Source organism: Sphingomonas natans (assembly GCF_030546695.1).
Taxonomy (GTDB): Bacteria; Pseudomonadota; Alphaproteobacteria; order Sphingomonadales; family Sphingomonadaceae; genus Sphingomonas_I; species Sphingomonas_I natans.
On the sequence record NZ_JAUOTP010000001.1, the window covers coordinates 476,619 to 490,327 of the forward strand.

Annotated in this window: 14 protein-coding genes; 9 read left to right on the forward strand and 5 right to left on the reverse strand. The window is 67.4% G+C overall.

Annotation, left to right across the window (positions count from 1 at the left end; translation table 11 throughout):
• Position 1 precedes the first annotated feature (1 nt).
• The 3 genes from Q4F19_RS02265 to ubiG all read right to left on the reverse strand — a co-directional run bounded on the left by Q4F19_RS02265 (position 2) and on the right by ubiG (position 3,522).
• Positions 2-529 carry a J domain-containing protein gene (locus Q4F19_RS02265; RefSeq protein WP_303539510.1) on the reverse strand — a complete coding sequence of 176 codons (528 nt, stop codon included), beginning with the start codon at positions 527-529 and terminating at the stop codon, positions 2-4.
• 211 nt (positions 530-740) lie between these two features.
• Entirely contained in the window at positions 741-2,768 is a 2,028-nt protein-coding gene (locus tag Q4F19_RS02270; RefSeq protein WP_303539511.1) for a M13 family metallopeptidase, read from the reverse strand.
• Positions 2,761-3,522 carry a bifunctional 2-polyprenyl-6-hydroxyphenol methylase/3-demethylubiquinol 3-O-methyltransferase UbiG gene (gene ubiG / locus Q4F19_RS02275; protein ID WP_303539512.1) on the reverse strand — a complete coding sequence of 254 codons (762 nt, stop codon included), beginning with the start codon at positions 3,520-3,522 and terminating at the stop codon, positions 2,761-2,763. Before ubiG ends, Q4F19_RS02270 begins: the two co-directional genes overlap by 8 nt.
• A gap of 91 nt (positions 3,523-3,613) precedes the next feature.
• On the opposite strand from ubiG, the gene Q4F19_RS02280 reads away from it, so the two are divergent.
• From Q4F19_RS02280 to Q4F19_RS02300, 5 genes are all read left to right on the forward strand, one after another.
• Positions 3,614-4,876, forward strand: a complete 1,263-nt coding sequence (locus tag Q4F19_RS02280; protein ID WP_303539513.1) for an aspartate kinase — start codon at positions 3,614-3,616, stop codon at positions 4,874-4,876.
• Between the two features lie 96 nt (positions 4,877-4,972).
• A complete protein-coding gene (locus tag Q4F19_RS02285) occupies positions 4,973-5,461 on the forward strand; it encodes a hypothetical protein (protein WP_303539514.1) in 489 nt (162 codons plus the stop codon).
• A gap of 170 nt (positions 5,462-5,631) precedes the next feature.
• A complete protein-coding gene (locus tag Q4F19_RS02290) occupies positions 5,632-5,838 on the forward strand; it encodes a cold-shock protein (RefSeq protein WP_303539515.1) in 207 nt (68 codons plus the stop codon).
• Positions 5,839-5,931: 93 nt separating this feature from the next.
• A complete protein-coding gene (locus Q4F19_RS02295; protein ID WP_303539516.1) occupies positions 5,932-6,141 on the forward strand; it encodes a hypothetical protein in 210 nt (69 codons plus the stop codon).
• A 70-nt stretch (positions 6,142-6,211) separates the two neighbouring features.
• Positions 6,212-7,228, forward strand: coding sequence for an NAD(P)H-dependent flavin oxidoreductase (locus Q4F19_RS02300; protein WP_303539517.1), 1,017 nt, complete (start codon positions 6,212-6,214; stop codon positions 7,226-7,228).
• 10 nt (positions 7,229-7,238) lie between these two features.
• Here the strand turns inward: Q4F19_RS02300 and Q4F19_RS02305 are convergent, their stop codons facing one another.
• Positions 7,239-8,243 carry an SdiA-regulated domain-containing protein gene (locus tag Q4F19_RS02305; RefSeq protein ID WP_303539518.1) on the reverse strand — a complete coding sequence of 335 codons (1,005 nt, stop codon included), beginning with the start codon at positions 8,241-8,243 and terminating at the stop codon, positions 7,239-7,241.
• A gap of 28 nt (positions 8,244-8,271) precedes the next feature.
• Positions 8,272-8,973 carry a PEPxxWA-CTERM sorting domain-containing protein gene (locus Q4F19_RS02310; RefSeq protein ID WP_303539519.1) on the reverse strand — a complete coding sequence of 234 codons (702 nt, stop codon included), beginning with the start codon at positions 8,971-8,973 and terminating at the stop codon, positions 8,272-8,274.
• A 145-nt stretch (positions 8,974-9,118) separates the two neighbouring features.
• Here Q4F19_RS02310 and Q4F19_RS02315 point away from each other — a divergent pair, with 145 nt between their 5' ends.
• From Q4F19_RS02315 to Q4F19_RS02330, 4 genes are all read left to right on the forward strand, one after another.
• On the forward strand, positions 9,119-9,412 hold the full coding sequence (locus tag Q4F19_RS02315; RefSeq protein WP_303539520.1) for a hypothetical protein: 294 nt from the start codon (positions 9,119-9,121) through the stop codon (positions 9,410-9,412).
• 40 nt (positions 9,413-9,452) lie between these two features.
• Positions 9,453-11,732: a phosphoenolpyruvate--protein phosphotransferase gene (gene ptsP, locus Q4F19_RS02320; RefSeq protein WP_303539521.1), complete on the forward strand. Its 2,280-nt coding sequence runs from the start codon at positions 9,453-9,455 to the stop codon at positions 11,730-11,732.
• Between the two features lie 76 nt (positions 11,733-11,808).
• Positions 11,809-12,696 (forward strand): RodZ domain-containing protein, encoded by an 888-nt coding sequence (locus Q4F19_RS02325; RefSeq protein ID WP_303539522.1) that lies wholly within the window; start codon positions 11,809-11,811, stop codon positions 12,694-12,696.
• A 77-nt stretch (positions 12,697-12,773) separates the two neighbouring features.
• Entirely contained in the window at positions 12,774-13,700 is a 927-nt protein-coding gene (locus Q4F19_RS02330; protein ID WP_303539523.1) for a tetratricopeptide repeat protein, read from the forward strand.
• Positions 13,701-13,709 lie beyond the last annotated feature (9 nt).

Sequence of the window (13,709 nt, forward strand, 5' to 3'; positions counted from 1 at the left end):
ATCACGCCGCCCGGCGCTCCTCGGCGACGCGCAGCACATCATAGGCGGCCTGGATCTCGCGGAAGCGGTCGGCCGCCTGATCGTCATTCGGGTGCGTATCGGGGTGATTCGCCTTGGCGAGGCGGCGCCAGGCGATCTTGATCGCGTCGAACTCGACATCGGGATCGAGCCCCAGCGCGTCGAGCGCGCGCATCTCGTCGCGCGAGCGCGATCCGTCGCCGGGCCCCGCCCAGCCATAATGGCTCGCCTGCTGATAGCCGTCGGCGGTGCGCTTCTCGCCCGCCTCGCGCTCGGCGGCTTCTTCGGCGGAGAGGCCTTCGAAATAATTCCAGCCGCGATTATATTCGCCCGCATGTTCGGCGCAGAAATACCAGCGCTCCGGGCTATTCGGCGATTTCGGCGCGGGGCAATCGCCGGGCAGATCGCAGCCGTGGCGATCGCAGATTCGGACCTTCGTCGCGCCGCGCTCGCTGCCGTAGCCGCGCCAGCGGGGAAAACCCCAGTCGTTCGTTCGCGTGTGCCGGCTCATGGCCCGGCAGATAGCGCGAGCGCGGCCGATCCGCCACCACGCAGCGGCAGCCCGAGGTCGCGCGGGCAAAAAAAAGGCCGGTCAGAGGACCGGCCCATCGAAGTTGGGAGAGGATGCCTGAAAGGCACCCTCTTTGTGCATCTGCGAAGGAAAGCCTGCAACACCTTTTTTGCGGCGCAAGATGCAAAGATTGCATGTCAAGTTGCAAAAATCACCATACGCGGACGCGCTCCGCAGTCGGCAGGTAAAGACGATCGCCCGGCTTCACGTCGAACGCGCGATACCAGGGATCGAAATTGCGGACGATGCCGTTGATCCTGATCGATTCCGGACTGTGCGGATCGGTCAGTATCTGCTGGCGCAGGAATCCATCGCGCGATTTGGCGCGCCAGATCTGCGCGTAGGAGAGGAAGAAGCGCTGGTCGCCGGTAAGGCCATCGACGGTCGCCGCGCGGCCGTGCCGGGCCAGGTAGCGCTGATAGGCCGTGTAGCCCGCCTGGATGCCGCCGAGATCGCCCAGATTTTCGCCCAAAGTGAGTCGGCCGTTGACGTGCAGACCCGGCAGCGGTTCATAGCCATCATATTGCGCCGCCAGACGATCCGCGCGGCCCGTATAGGATGCGGCCGACTCCTTGGTCCACCAGTCGCGCAGCTTGCCGGTCGCATCATATTGCCGGCCCTGATCATCGAAGCCGTGACCCATCTCATGGCCGATCACCGCCGCGATCGCGCCGTAATTGACCGCAGGATCGGCAGCGGGATCGAAGAAAGGCGGGCGCAGGATCGCCGCGGGGAACGTGATCTGGTTCATCGGCGGCGAATAATAAGCGTTCACCGTCTGCGGGGTCATGTTCCACAGCGCGCGATCGACCGGCTTGGGAAAGCGCGCGAGCTGCAGCGCCCAATCGAAGCGATCCGAGCGGACGGCATTGCCGAGCAGGTCGCCGCGCTCGATCCTGAGCGCCGAATAATCGATGTAGGTCGCCGGATGGCCGATGCGCGGATCGAAGCTGGCGAGCTTGGTGAGCGCTTCCTTGCGCGTCGGCGCGTCCATCCACGATGCGTTCGCGATGAGCTCGCCATAAGCCGCGCGCAGATCGCCGATCAGCTCGCCCATCTGCCGCTCGGACTCGGGCGGGAAGGTTCTGGCGACGTAGAGCCGGCCGACCTCCTCGCCCAACGCCGCGTTGACCAGCGCGACGCCGCGCTTCCAGCGATCGCGCTGGCGCGGCTGATCGGCGAGGGCCTTGCCGAAGAACGCGAATTTCGCCTCGTCGAACGGCTTCGCCAGATATTGCGCATGATCGCTGACGAAGCGCAGCGCGAGATAATCCTTCCACTGCGCGAGCGGTACATCGTCGAGCCGCTGGCCCGCGGCGGCGATCGCGCTCTTCTCGCCGACGATGAGGCGCTTCGGGCTCCCGAGGCCCTGCGCCCGGAGCCAGACGGGCCAATCGAACTGCGGCGCGAGCGCGGTCAGTTCGGCGACGGTCATCCGGTTGGTCGTCTTGGTCACGTCGCGGCGCTGCGCGGGCGCCCACTGATCGGCGGCGATGCGCGTCTCCAGCGCGATCATCCGATTGGCGCGGCCGGCAGGATCGGGCAGGCCGGCGAGCGTCGCGATCTGCGTCAGATAGGTGCGATAGGCCGCGCGGATCGTTTCATATTTCGCGCCCTTCTCGAGATAATAATCGCGCCCGGGAAGGCCGAGCGAGCCCTGCCGCACCGACACGGCATAATGGGTCGGATCGTCGACATCGGGGCGGATGCCGACCGCGGCGCCCGGCGCGGCATAATCGGGCGAGGCGAACAGGCGGATCAGTCCCGCGCGGTCCTTTACCGCATCGATCTCGGCTAGATACGGCGCGAGCGGCTTGGCGCCCGCCGCGTCGATGGCGCCCTCGTCCATCCAGCTTGCATAGAGATCGGCGATCTTGCGTTCGGCTGGCGTCGCCGCCGGATTCGTCGGGATCGCCTCGACGAGTCCGCGGACGTCGGCTTCGGAACGGTCCTGGAGCGTGATGAACGCGCCCGCGCGCGTGCGATCGGGCGCGATCTCGGTCCTGGCGAGCCACGCGCCATTGGCGAATCTGGCGAAATCGTCGCCGGGCTTCACATTCGTGTCGCGCGCGGTGAGATCGACGCCCCACGTGCCGAGCTCGGGCTTGGCAACGGGCGCGGCGGCGACGCTCGCAAACGCCGAACCGGCCAACATCGCGATCTTAAGTCCTTTACGCATCCACTTGATTCCTTGGAGCTTCTATCGCTCTGGCATGCCGCGCCGTCAGAAAATAGTCGAGCGCCATCTCCGCCGACAGCGCGAAGCCGCGCATCGGATCGAAGCCGAGTCCGGTCCGGTCGATCGTCTCCAGCCGGACTTCGTCGAGCAGAGCGGCCAGTTCATCAGGCGTCACGAACTTGTTCCAGTCGTGCGTCCCCTTGGGTACCATCCCCAGTCCCTCGCCGACCGTGATCAGCGCGAGCCGCGACAGCGGCGTACGGTTGGGGGTCGAGAGGATGACGAGCCCGCCCGGGGCCAGCGCACGGGCGATACCGGCGACGAACCCCGCCGGATCGGCGACATGCTCGATCACCTCCATCGAGACGATCAGGTCGAACGTCTCGCCCTCCAGGCTCTCGATCCCTCCGGCGCGATAGTCGATGCCGAGCCCCTGCCCTTCGGCATGCGCGCGCGCGACGCCGATATTCTCGGGCGCGGCGTCGATCCCCGTGACATGGCCGCCGAGCCGCGCGAGCGGTTCGCTCAGCAGCCCCGCGCCGCAGCCGAGATCGAGCACGCGCCGCCCCTCGAGCGGCCGCCGCGCGCGCGGATCGCAGTCCCACACAGCGTCGATCTGCCGGCGGACATAGCCGAGCCGCACCGGATTGAGCCGGTGGAGCATCGCCGACGAGCCCTTGGGATCCCACCAATCCTTGGCGAGCATGCCGAAAAAGGCGGCTTCGGACGGGGTGATCGTGTCGGTTGCGTTCATGGGGGTCGCTAACTATCAGGGCGCTCCCGCAGGCCCAAGCCCTAACGGCTCCGGTGCCTTCCATCCTTTCCTGAAGCGGCGAAGACGACTGATGGCACGTATCGTGATGAAGTTCGGCGGCACGTCGATGGCCGGCATCGAGCGCATTCGCAACGTCGCCGCCCGCGTCAAAGGCGAGGTCGATCGCGGGCATGAGGTCGCGGTCGTCGTCTCGGCGATGGCCGGCGAGACCGATCGGCTCGTCAACTTCTGCCGCGAGGCCAGCCCGCTCTACGACGCCAAGGAATATGACGTCGTCGTCGCCGCGGGCGAGCAGATCACGAGCGGCCTGCTCGCGATCGCGCTGCAGGCTTTGGGCGTCCCCGCCCGCTCCTGGCTCGGCTGGCAATTGCCGATCCGCACGAACGACGCTTACGCCTCGGCGCGGATCGGCACGATCGATGCCGAGATCATCGGCGCGGCGATGGCCAAGGGCGAGGTCGCGGTGATCCCCGGCTTCCAGGGCATGAGCGAGGACGGGCGCATCACCACGCTGGGCCGGGGCGGATCGGACACGTCGGCGGTCGCGGTGGCGGCGGCGATCAAGGCCGAGCGCTGCGACATCTACACCGACGTCGACGGCGTCTATACGACCGACCCGCGCATCGTGCCCAAGGCGCGCAAGCTCGGCAAGGTCACCTATGAGGAGATGCTGGAGCTGGCCTCGGTCGGCGCCAAGGTCCTCCAGACGCGCTCTGTGGGACTGGCGATGAAGGAGAAGGTGCGCGTGCGCGTGCTTTCCTCGTTCGACGATTCCAAGGATGATGACGGTCATCGCGGCACGCTGATCGTGGGCGACGACGAGATCGAAGAGGACAAGATGGAACGCCAGCTGATCACCGGCATCGCCGCCGACAAGAACGAGGCGAAGGTCACCTTGCTCTCCGTGCCCGACCGGCCCGGCGCGGTGGCGACGATCTTCACGCCGCTGGCGGAAGGCAATATCAACGTCGATATGATCGTCCAGAACGTCGCGTCGGACGGAAAATCGACCGACGTGACTTTCACCGTGCCGCGCGCCGAACTCACCCGCGCGCTCGACGTGCTGGAGACGCAGCAGGCGACGATCGGCCATGCCGGCGTCAAGCACGACACGAAGGTCGCCAAGATCTCGGTCGTCGGCGTCGGCATGCGCAGCCATGCGGGCGTGGCGGCGGCGATGTTCAAGGCGCTCGCCGATCGCGGCATCAATATCCAGGCGATCACGACCAGCGAGATCAAGGTCTCGGTGATCATCGACGAGGATTTCGTCGAACTCGCGGTGCGCGTACTGCACACGGCTTATGGGCTGGACGCCGAGGACGAGGCGGCCTGAGCGCGGGCGGTCGCCGCGTGCGGCCGTTCACCACGCGCGTCAACGGATCGGTGACGCCGGGGCAGTAAAGCGCGAATTCCCTTGGGGAGGTCCCCCATGATCCTGCTGTTCCTGCTTGCCGCGCAGTCCGTCATCGTCTCGCCGCTGCCGCGCACATTCCCGGGCGGACCGGGCGCGATCATCCGCCCGCTTCCGCCGCGCGCCTTTTCCGCCGCGACCTACGATGTCGATGTCCGGCTGGGCAGCGCGCCGCTGTGGAGCGGGCCGATGCGCGTGTCCGACTATAATGGCGCAAGCTTCAGCCAGGAGAAGACCGACGGTTCCGCGGCCGATTGCGCAGCGGATCGGCGTGGCGGCGGTCAGGAGCGCTCGTCCCTCTTGATCCGCCTCAGCGGCCGGGGCATCGGCGACCGTTCGATCACGCAGCTGACCATCACCGTCATGCGCCCCGGCGCAGTCGGACGGTGCGAGGATCAGGCGAGCACGCGCACCGTGGGCCTTACGGAATCCTTCGCGATCGAGCCCGGCCAGGACGTCCGGATCGAAGGCGACGGCGGGCTTTCCGTGCGCGTCCACCGCCGCTGACGGCCGGCCACTCTATCTATTTCCGTCAAACTCCCTATATCGGGGAGGCTTACGTCGCCTGCGACGGATATCGGACCGCTTTTCGGCCTCCCCTTTGTCCCTTTCTAGCTTCTTCGAGCCGGGACGCGCCATGTCGGCGCGAGCCCGTCACATGGACAAAGGAATTCTCCATGATCACCGGCACCGTCAAGTTTTTCAACGTCGACAAGGGTTTTGGCTTCATCGCGCCTGAGACCGGCGGCAACGACGCATTCGTGCACATCTCGGCTGTCGAGCGTGCCGGCATGCGCACGCTGCAGCAGGACCAGCGCGTGAGCTACGAGCTCGAGACGGACAACCGTGGCAAGACCTCGGCCGTCAATCTCCAGGCTGCCTGATCGACCCGGCGGGCGCCTTCGGGTGCCCGCCGACCCATTCCTCCAGACCCGGTCCGCCAGTTTCACCGGGCACGTACTTTCCAGGAGACCCTAATGTCGCGAGTTGCCGTCCGCCCCTATCTCGTTGCGAAAGACGCAGAGGGCGTTTTCCGCGTCACGGTCCGGACGACGCGCTTCAACTCGCAGGGTTATCCGCTCGTCTCGTCCGAGATGCTGTCCGAAGGCTTCGAGACCGCCACGCGCGCGCGCACCTATCTGCGTGCCCAATATCGCGCCGAAGCCACGGACATCGCCACCAAGTAATTTGCGGCCGGGCCCCAGCGCCCGGCATCGAGGCCTCGCGTCGCGCACTCGACGCGGCTAGTGGGGCATCATGACAGACACGAATTTGCTCTCCGCGCTCATGCAGCGCGGGGCCGATTTCCTTGGCACCCGACATGCGATCATGGCGGGCGCCATGTCGTGGGTGTCCGAGCGCCACCTCGTCTCCGCCATGTCCAATGCCGGCGGCTTCGGCGTGATCGCGTGCGGGGCGATGACGCCGGAGCTGCTCGATCGCGAGATCGCCGCGACCAAGGCGCTGACGGCCAAGCCGTTCGGCGTGAACCTGATCACGATGCACCCCGATCTGTCGGCGCTGATCGACGTCTGCGCCAGCCATGATGTCGGCCATGTCGTCCTCGCCGGCGGACTGCCGCCCGCGGGCGCGATCGACCGGATCAAGGCGTCCGGCGCGAAACTGCTCTGCTTCCCGCCGACGCTCGCCTTCGCCAAGAAGCTGATCCGCTCGGGCGTGGACGCGCTCGTCATCGAAGGCATGGAAGCGGGCGGGCATATCGGCCCCGTCTCGACCAGCGTGCTCGCGCAGGAGATGCTGCCGGAAATCGCCGCGCAGGTGCCCGTCTTCGTCGCCGGCGGGATCGGCCGCGGCGAGGCGATCGCCGGCTATCTCGAAATGGGCGCCGCCGGCGTCCAGCTCGGCACGCGCTTCGTCTGCGCGAGCGAGTGCATCGCGCATCCGAACTTCAAGAAGGCGTTCATCCGCGCCTCCGCGCGTGACGCGGTCGCGAGCGTGCAGATCGATCCGCGCCTGCCCGTGATCCCGGTGCGCGCGCTCAAGAATGCGGGCGGCGAATTGTTCACCGCCAAGCAGCGCGAAGTCGCGCAGGCGCTGGACGAGGGCGCGATCGCGATGGGCGAGGCACAGCTTCAGATCGAACATTATTGGGCGGGCGCGCTGCGCCGCGCGGTGATCGACGGCGATATCGAGCATGGCAGCCTGATGGCCGGCCAGTCGGTGGGCATGGTGACGAAGGAAGAGCCCGTCGCCGACATCCTCGCCGAACTGATCGATCAGGCGACCGCCGCGCTGGAGCGACGCGCCGCCTGATCTCTTCGTGTCAGATCGTGCGCAGCGTCGCCGGCTGACGGCGGCGCATCGCCGCGCCGACGAGGCCGAAGCCGCCGATCATCATCGCCCAGCTCGCCGGCTCGGGCACCGCGCTCGAGGCGCGCGACAGGACGACGAGGCCCGACGTCGTGCCGCTCGGCGAGACGCCGCCCAGTTCGCCGACCAGATAGATGTTGCCCGAATGATCGAGCGACACGCCCTCGATGACCTGGATCGCCAGGCTCGACAGATCGAAGCTGCTGACGAGCGCGCCGCTGCGCGTCACCTCGATCAGGCGCCGGGTCGAAGCGTCCGCGCTGAGCAGAAGCAGGTTGCCATAATAATCGGTGCCCGCGAAATTCGGGTTCGAGGCGAGCACCGCGATATCGGACAAAGTCGCGAGGCCGAGCGGGGCCGGATCGAAGGCGAGGCTCGTCGTGCCCGTCGTCGTCGATCCGAACGCGATCGTCGTGAAATAGACGCGCTCGGCGACACCCGGCGCCCCGCCCTGCTTCACCCCGAAATAGCCGCCGGTGAGCGGATCGAAAGCGACGCCCTCGAGCCCGTTATTGCCGACGTTGGTGCCGCCATTGACCAGATAGGTCTGCGCCTGATTGGTGCCGGTATAGACGACCGAGGTCGCGCCGTTCGTGGTGGTCGTGCTGACGGCCTGGATCTTGGCCATCGCCTCGCGGCGCTCGTCGGCGAGGACATATTGGCCGTTGCCGATATAGGTGATGCCTTCGGCATCGCGAAAGGTCGACTGGAACGCGCCCGTCGACAGCTTCGTGCCGTCCAGCGCGAACTCGTTGGCGACGTCGCCCTCGTCGCCGACGACGAGCAGGCTGTTGCGATCATAATTGTAGGCGACGCCGGACGCCTCGGCGATGTCGAGCCCGCGCTGGAGGCTGACCGTATAGGTCGAGAGATCGAGCGCGGCGGCGGCGGGTGCGGCCGTCGCGAGCGCGGCCAGAGCGGCGCCGGCGAGCATCAGGCGGTTGCGAAAACGGGTCATGTCGAAAACCTCGATAATGTCGGGAGGATCAGGCGCGCGCGGCGGTGGTGACGGCGCGGCGGCGGCGCATGCCGGCACCGACGACGCCGAAGCCGCCGATCATCATCGCCCAGCTCGCGGGCTCGGGCACGGCGGCGGCGGTCGCACCGAACGCATATTCGCCGGGATTGCCGAGATCGGACGTGCCCGCGCCGGCCGCATAGGCCGAGCCATAGACGTCGCCGACCGACGAGTTGACGAACAAAGCGTTGCCGACCGTGCCCGTGGCGTTGGGACGGTTGCGCGAGATGCCGGCGGTCGTCCCCGAATAGGTGACGCTGTCGACGAGCGTCGAGACGTTCTGCGTCGCGCTGTTGTAGATGTTGATCGTGTCGGCATTGCCGAGGTTGGAACTGCCGCCGATCGAGAAGATGCGGACGCTGTTGTCGAGCGACCAGTAGCTGCGGAACGCTTCTGCGGTCAGCTCGGTCAGGATCACCGATTCGTTGGCGCCGAGCGTTCCGAAGAAATTGCCGAACGAGACCGGCGCGTTCGGATTGTCGTCATTATAGCTCCAGCCGGCGACGCTGACGCTGGTCGTGGCGATGTTGGTGAGCTCGAAATATTCGCGCGCGCCGGAAGAGGTGCCCTGATACATGAATTCGGTGATCTGGACCGCCGCGCTCGCCGCGCTCGGAGCGAACGCCGCCATCGCAGCCGTCACGCCCAACACCCACTTTTTCAAAGCCATGATCGCCTCCCCTGTTGCACGAAACGGGGCAGGTAACCGCGCAGCGCGTCAGTTATATTAAGCTTTTGTTAACCAGAAAAATCGGCGGCCACGCGGCTGCATTTGCGCGGTTGACCCCGGTCGATGCGCAGGTCAGGGCCGCGCGATGCCGCGCCGCGACTTCCAGGGACAGATCCTCAACGCGGCCTCCAGCCTGCTCGGCATCTCGCTGATCGTCATCGCCGGATTGAACGTCACCCACACCAACCGGACGACGCTCGCCGACGAAGTGGCGTGGGTGTCGGCCGTGCTGCTCGCACTCAGCTGCATCCTCTCCTATCTCGCGCTGCGCGCCGCCCCGCGCGAGACGCGCGCCGGGGTCTGGGCGGATCGGATCTTCCTGCTGGGGCTGGCGGCGTTGTTCCTCTCGATCGTCGTGCTGGCGCTTAACAACCGGTGAGTTGAAGTACGGGGCTTTTTGCTGGTAGCTCCGCACCTGCATGCCCGCCGTCTCCGCCACCACCGCCGCGCGCGAAATCCTGGTGCGTCTCCACGACGTCATGGCATCGCGTACGAACGCGCAGGCCAAGCTCAATCAAGTCACCCAGATCATCGGCGAGGCGCTGCACAGCGAGGTCTGCTCGATCTATCTGCTGCGCGACGGCGTGCTCGAACTCTATGCGACGCGCGGCCTCAAGCAGGAGGCGGTCCACGTCACCAAGCTCCAGCTCGGCGAAGGGCTGACCGGCACGATCGCCGAGAAGAACGAGACGCTCAATCTCGCCGAGGCGACGAGCCACCCCGATTTCGTCCACAATCCGGAGACGGGCGAGGAACTGTTCCACAGCTTCGCGGGCGTGCCGATCGTGCGCGCCGAGCGCGCGGTGGGTGTGCTGACCGTCCAGCATGTCGACCAACGGCGCTATGACGAGGTCGAGATCGAGGCGCTGCAGACGGTGGCGATGGTGCTGGCGGAGCTCATCGCGGGCGCCGGGCTGATCGACGAAACGCAAGGCCCCGGTTCAGGCGGCGCGCGCGACACCGCATCGGTGCGGCTCACCGGACTCAAGCTCGTCGACGGCATGGGCCAGGGCCGCGCCGTCTTCCACCAGCCGCGCGTCATCGTCGAGCATACGGTCGCCGAGGATACCGAGGTCGAGCGTCACCGCGTCTATTCCGCCTTCGACAAGATGCGCGACCAGATCGACAAGATGATGAGCCAGGCCGATTTCGGCGTCGCCGGCGAGCATCAGGACATCCTCGCGACCTACAAGATGTTCGCCTATGACGAAGGCTGGCGGACGCGGATCAACGCCGCGATCGACAGTGGTTTGACCGCCGAGGCGGCGATCGAGCGCGTCCAGCAGCGCACGCGGATGCGGATGCGCGAGATCGACGATCCCCTGCTCGCGGATCGGATGCACGATCTGGAGGATCTCTCCAATCGCCTGCTGCGGATCGTCTCGGGCCAGCTCGGCACCGCGGCGCAGCTCGGACTGCGGCAGGATTCGATCCTCATCGCGCGCAACCTGGGGCCGGCCGAGCTGCTCGAATATGATCGGCGGCGGCTGAAGGGCGTCATCCTCCAGGAAGGATCGCTGACCGCGCATGTCGTGATCGTCGCGCGGGCGATGGGGATCCCGGTGCTCGGCCGCGTGCGCGATGCGCGCCGCGTGATCGGCGAGGGCGATTTCGTGCTGCTCAACGCGGGCGAAGGCCATGCCGTCGCGCGGCCGACCTCGGCGATCGAGGAGGTGTTCGAGAATCGCCTGTCGCAGACGCAGAAGTTGCGCGCCGAATATGCGGCGATGCGCGATCTGCCGCCGATCAGCACTGACGGCCATCGCCTGACGCTGATGGTCAATGCGGGCCTGCGCGACGATGTCGCCGCGCTCGACACGACGGGCGCCGACGGCATCGGCCTGTTCCGCACCGAATTCGAGTTCCTCGTCTCGGCCGAACTGCCCAAGCGCGAGCGCCAGCAGCGCGTCTATCGCGACGTGCTCGACACCGCCGGCGACAAGCCGGTTATCTTCCGCACGGTCGATGTCGGCGGCGACAAGACCCTGCCCTACATGTCGAACGACGCGATCGAGGAAGAGAATCCGGCGATGGGCTGGCGCGCGATCCGGCTAGCGCTGGAGCGCGACGCGCTGATGAAGGCGCAGGCCTCCGCGCTCGTCGAGGCCGCCTCGGGGCGCATCCTCCAGGTCATGTTCCCGATGATCTCCGAGCCATGGGAATTCGACGAGGCGCGCGAATTGTTCGAAAAACAGCGCGCGCGCGCCGCCGCGCGCGGCAAGCAGCCGCCGCTGACGATCAGATATGGCGCGATGCTCGAGGTGCCGGCGCTTGCCGAGGTGCTCGATATCCTGCTGCCCAAGCTCGATTTCCTCTCGATCGGCACGAACGATCTGACGCAATTCCTGTTTGCCGCCGATCGCGCGCACCCCAAGCTGGCGGAGCGCTTCGACTGGCTCTCGCCCGCGATCCTGCGCTTCATCGCGCGCGTCGTGCGCGCCTGCGACGACGCCGGCGTGCCCGTCGGCGTCTGCGGCGAGATGGGCGGGCGCTCGCTCGAGGCGATGGCGCTGATCGGCGTCGGGCTCGATCGGCTGTCGATCACGCCGGCCGCGATCGGCCCGGTCAAGGCGATGATCCGCTCGCTCGATGTCGCCGAACTGCGCGAGACGATGCGCGCTTTACTCGCGCGTCCGCCCGCCAATATGCGGACCGCGCTCGCCGAATGGGCGCTGGCGCATGATGTAAGGATCGCTTGAGACCGCGCAATAACAGCGTTAGCTATCATTCTTCCGTGATCGACGTTAATCCGTCACAAACTTGCTGGGAAGCCGGATGAACGAAGTCCGCAATGGTCTGGCGGAAAATGCATCGGCCACGGTCGGAAGCCAGCTGCGCGCCGCCCGCGAATCGCAAAGCCTGACGCTCGGCGAGATCGCCGAGCGGACGCGCATCCCTACGCGTCATCTGAACGCGATCGAGAGCGACGATCATAGCGGGCTTCCGGCCGCCACCTACAGCTCTGGCTTCGTCAAGACCTATGCGCGCCTGCTCGGGCTCGACGGGCAGGCGATGTCGCAGCAGTTCCGCGCCGAACTTTCCGAACACACGCCGCGCACCGCTTATCAGGAAGTGTATGAAGCCGCCGATCCGGCGCGCACGCCGACGCGCGGCATCGCCTGGGCGAGCCTGCTCGTCGCGGCCGTACTGATCCTGGGCTTCCTCTATTGGCGCGGCATGCGGACCGAGAATCCGGTCGCCGTCGCGGCGTCGGCGACCGATACGGCGCCAGCGCCCGTCGCGCCGCGCCCCGCCCCCACCGCTCCCGCACCCGTGGCAGCCACTGATGGCGCGACCGTGCTGACGGCGGAATCGGGCGTGTGGCTGCGCGTGAGCGAGCCTGACGGCCGCAAATTGTTCGAAGGGCTGCTTGATACGGGCAAGAGCTATACGGTCCCGGCCGAGGCGGTCGATCCGCGCCTGCTGACCGGCCGGCCCAATGCCTTGAAGGTGACGGTCGGCAGCACCGTCATCCCGCCGCTCGGCCCGCCCGAGCAGCGCATCCGCGACGTGAGCCTCAAGCCCGCCGCGTTACTCGGCCGGGCTGCCGCAGCACCGGGCGGCGACGTCGCCATTCCGACACCCGTACCCGCTTCGGGAAACGCGGCGCCCGTGCCCGCCGGCGCCCCGACGCCGGTCACGACGCAGGCCGGTCCGAACTGACCGCTTCCCGCTTCACCTGACGCTCATCCGCTTTATGGTGAAGCGCCTTCACCAGTAGAGCCGAGAGAGCCCGCTTCATGTCCCTGCGTTCGCTGACCATCTTCTGCCTGCTCGCCGCGACCGCCGTGCCGGCGATCGCGCAGAGCGCCGACAAGATCGCGCCGCGCGTCGACAAGCTGGAAAAGGAGATGAAGGCCGTCCAGCGCAAGGTCTTTCCCGGCGGCAGCCCGGCCTTCTTCGAACCCGAAATCGCGGCGCCGTCGGAGGATGTGGCAGCGCCGGCGCGCGCGCCCGCCGATCAGCCGGTGCGCGAGCTGGCCGCGCGCGTCGACGGGCTCGAGCGCGAACTGACCCGCGTCACGCAGCAGATCGAGGAGACCCAGCACCGGCTGGACGTGCTCAGCCAGGCCAATGCCCGCGACAAGGCCGATTTCGATGCGCGGTTGAAGGCGATCGAGCCGGTTCCCGGCGCCGCGCCCGCGCTGGAGACCCCGCCGGCCCGCCCGCCGCGCGGCGGCGCGCGCCCCGCGCCGATCCAGCTCGATCCCGTCGCCGCGCCCCCGCCCGAGCCCGCTTCGGCCGAGGCTCCCGCCTCCGCCCCGGCCGCCAGCGGCGATGCCGGCGAAGACGCCTATATGGCCGGCTACAAGCTGTGGGAGCAGAAGAAATTCCCGGAGGCGCAGGTCGCTTTGCAGGCGATGATCAAGAAATATCCCAAGCACAAGCGCGCCAGCTATGCGCGTAACCTGCTCGGCCGCGCGCAGCTGGACGGCGGCACGCCCGCCAGCGCCGCGCAGACGCTCTACGCCAATTACCAGACGGATCCGCGCGGCGACCGCGCGCCCGACAGCCTCTTCTATCTCGGCCAGGCGCTGACCCAGCTCAAGAAGCCCGCCGATGCGTGCAAGGCCTATGGCGAGCTGGAGCAGGTCTATGGCGCGACGCTCGCGCCGGGGCTGAAGAGCAGGCTGCCGGCGGCGAAGAAGGCCGCCGCCTGCAAGTGACGCGCCGGG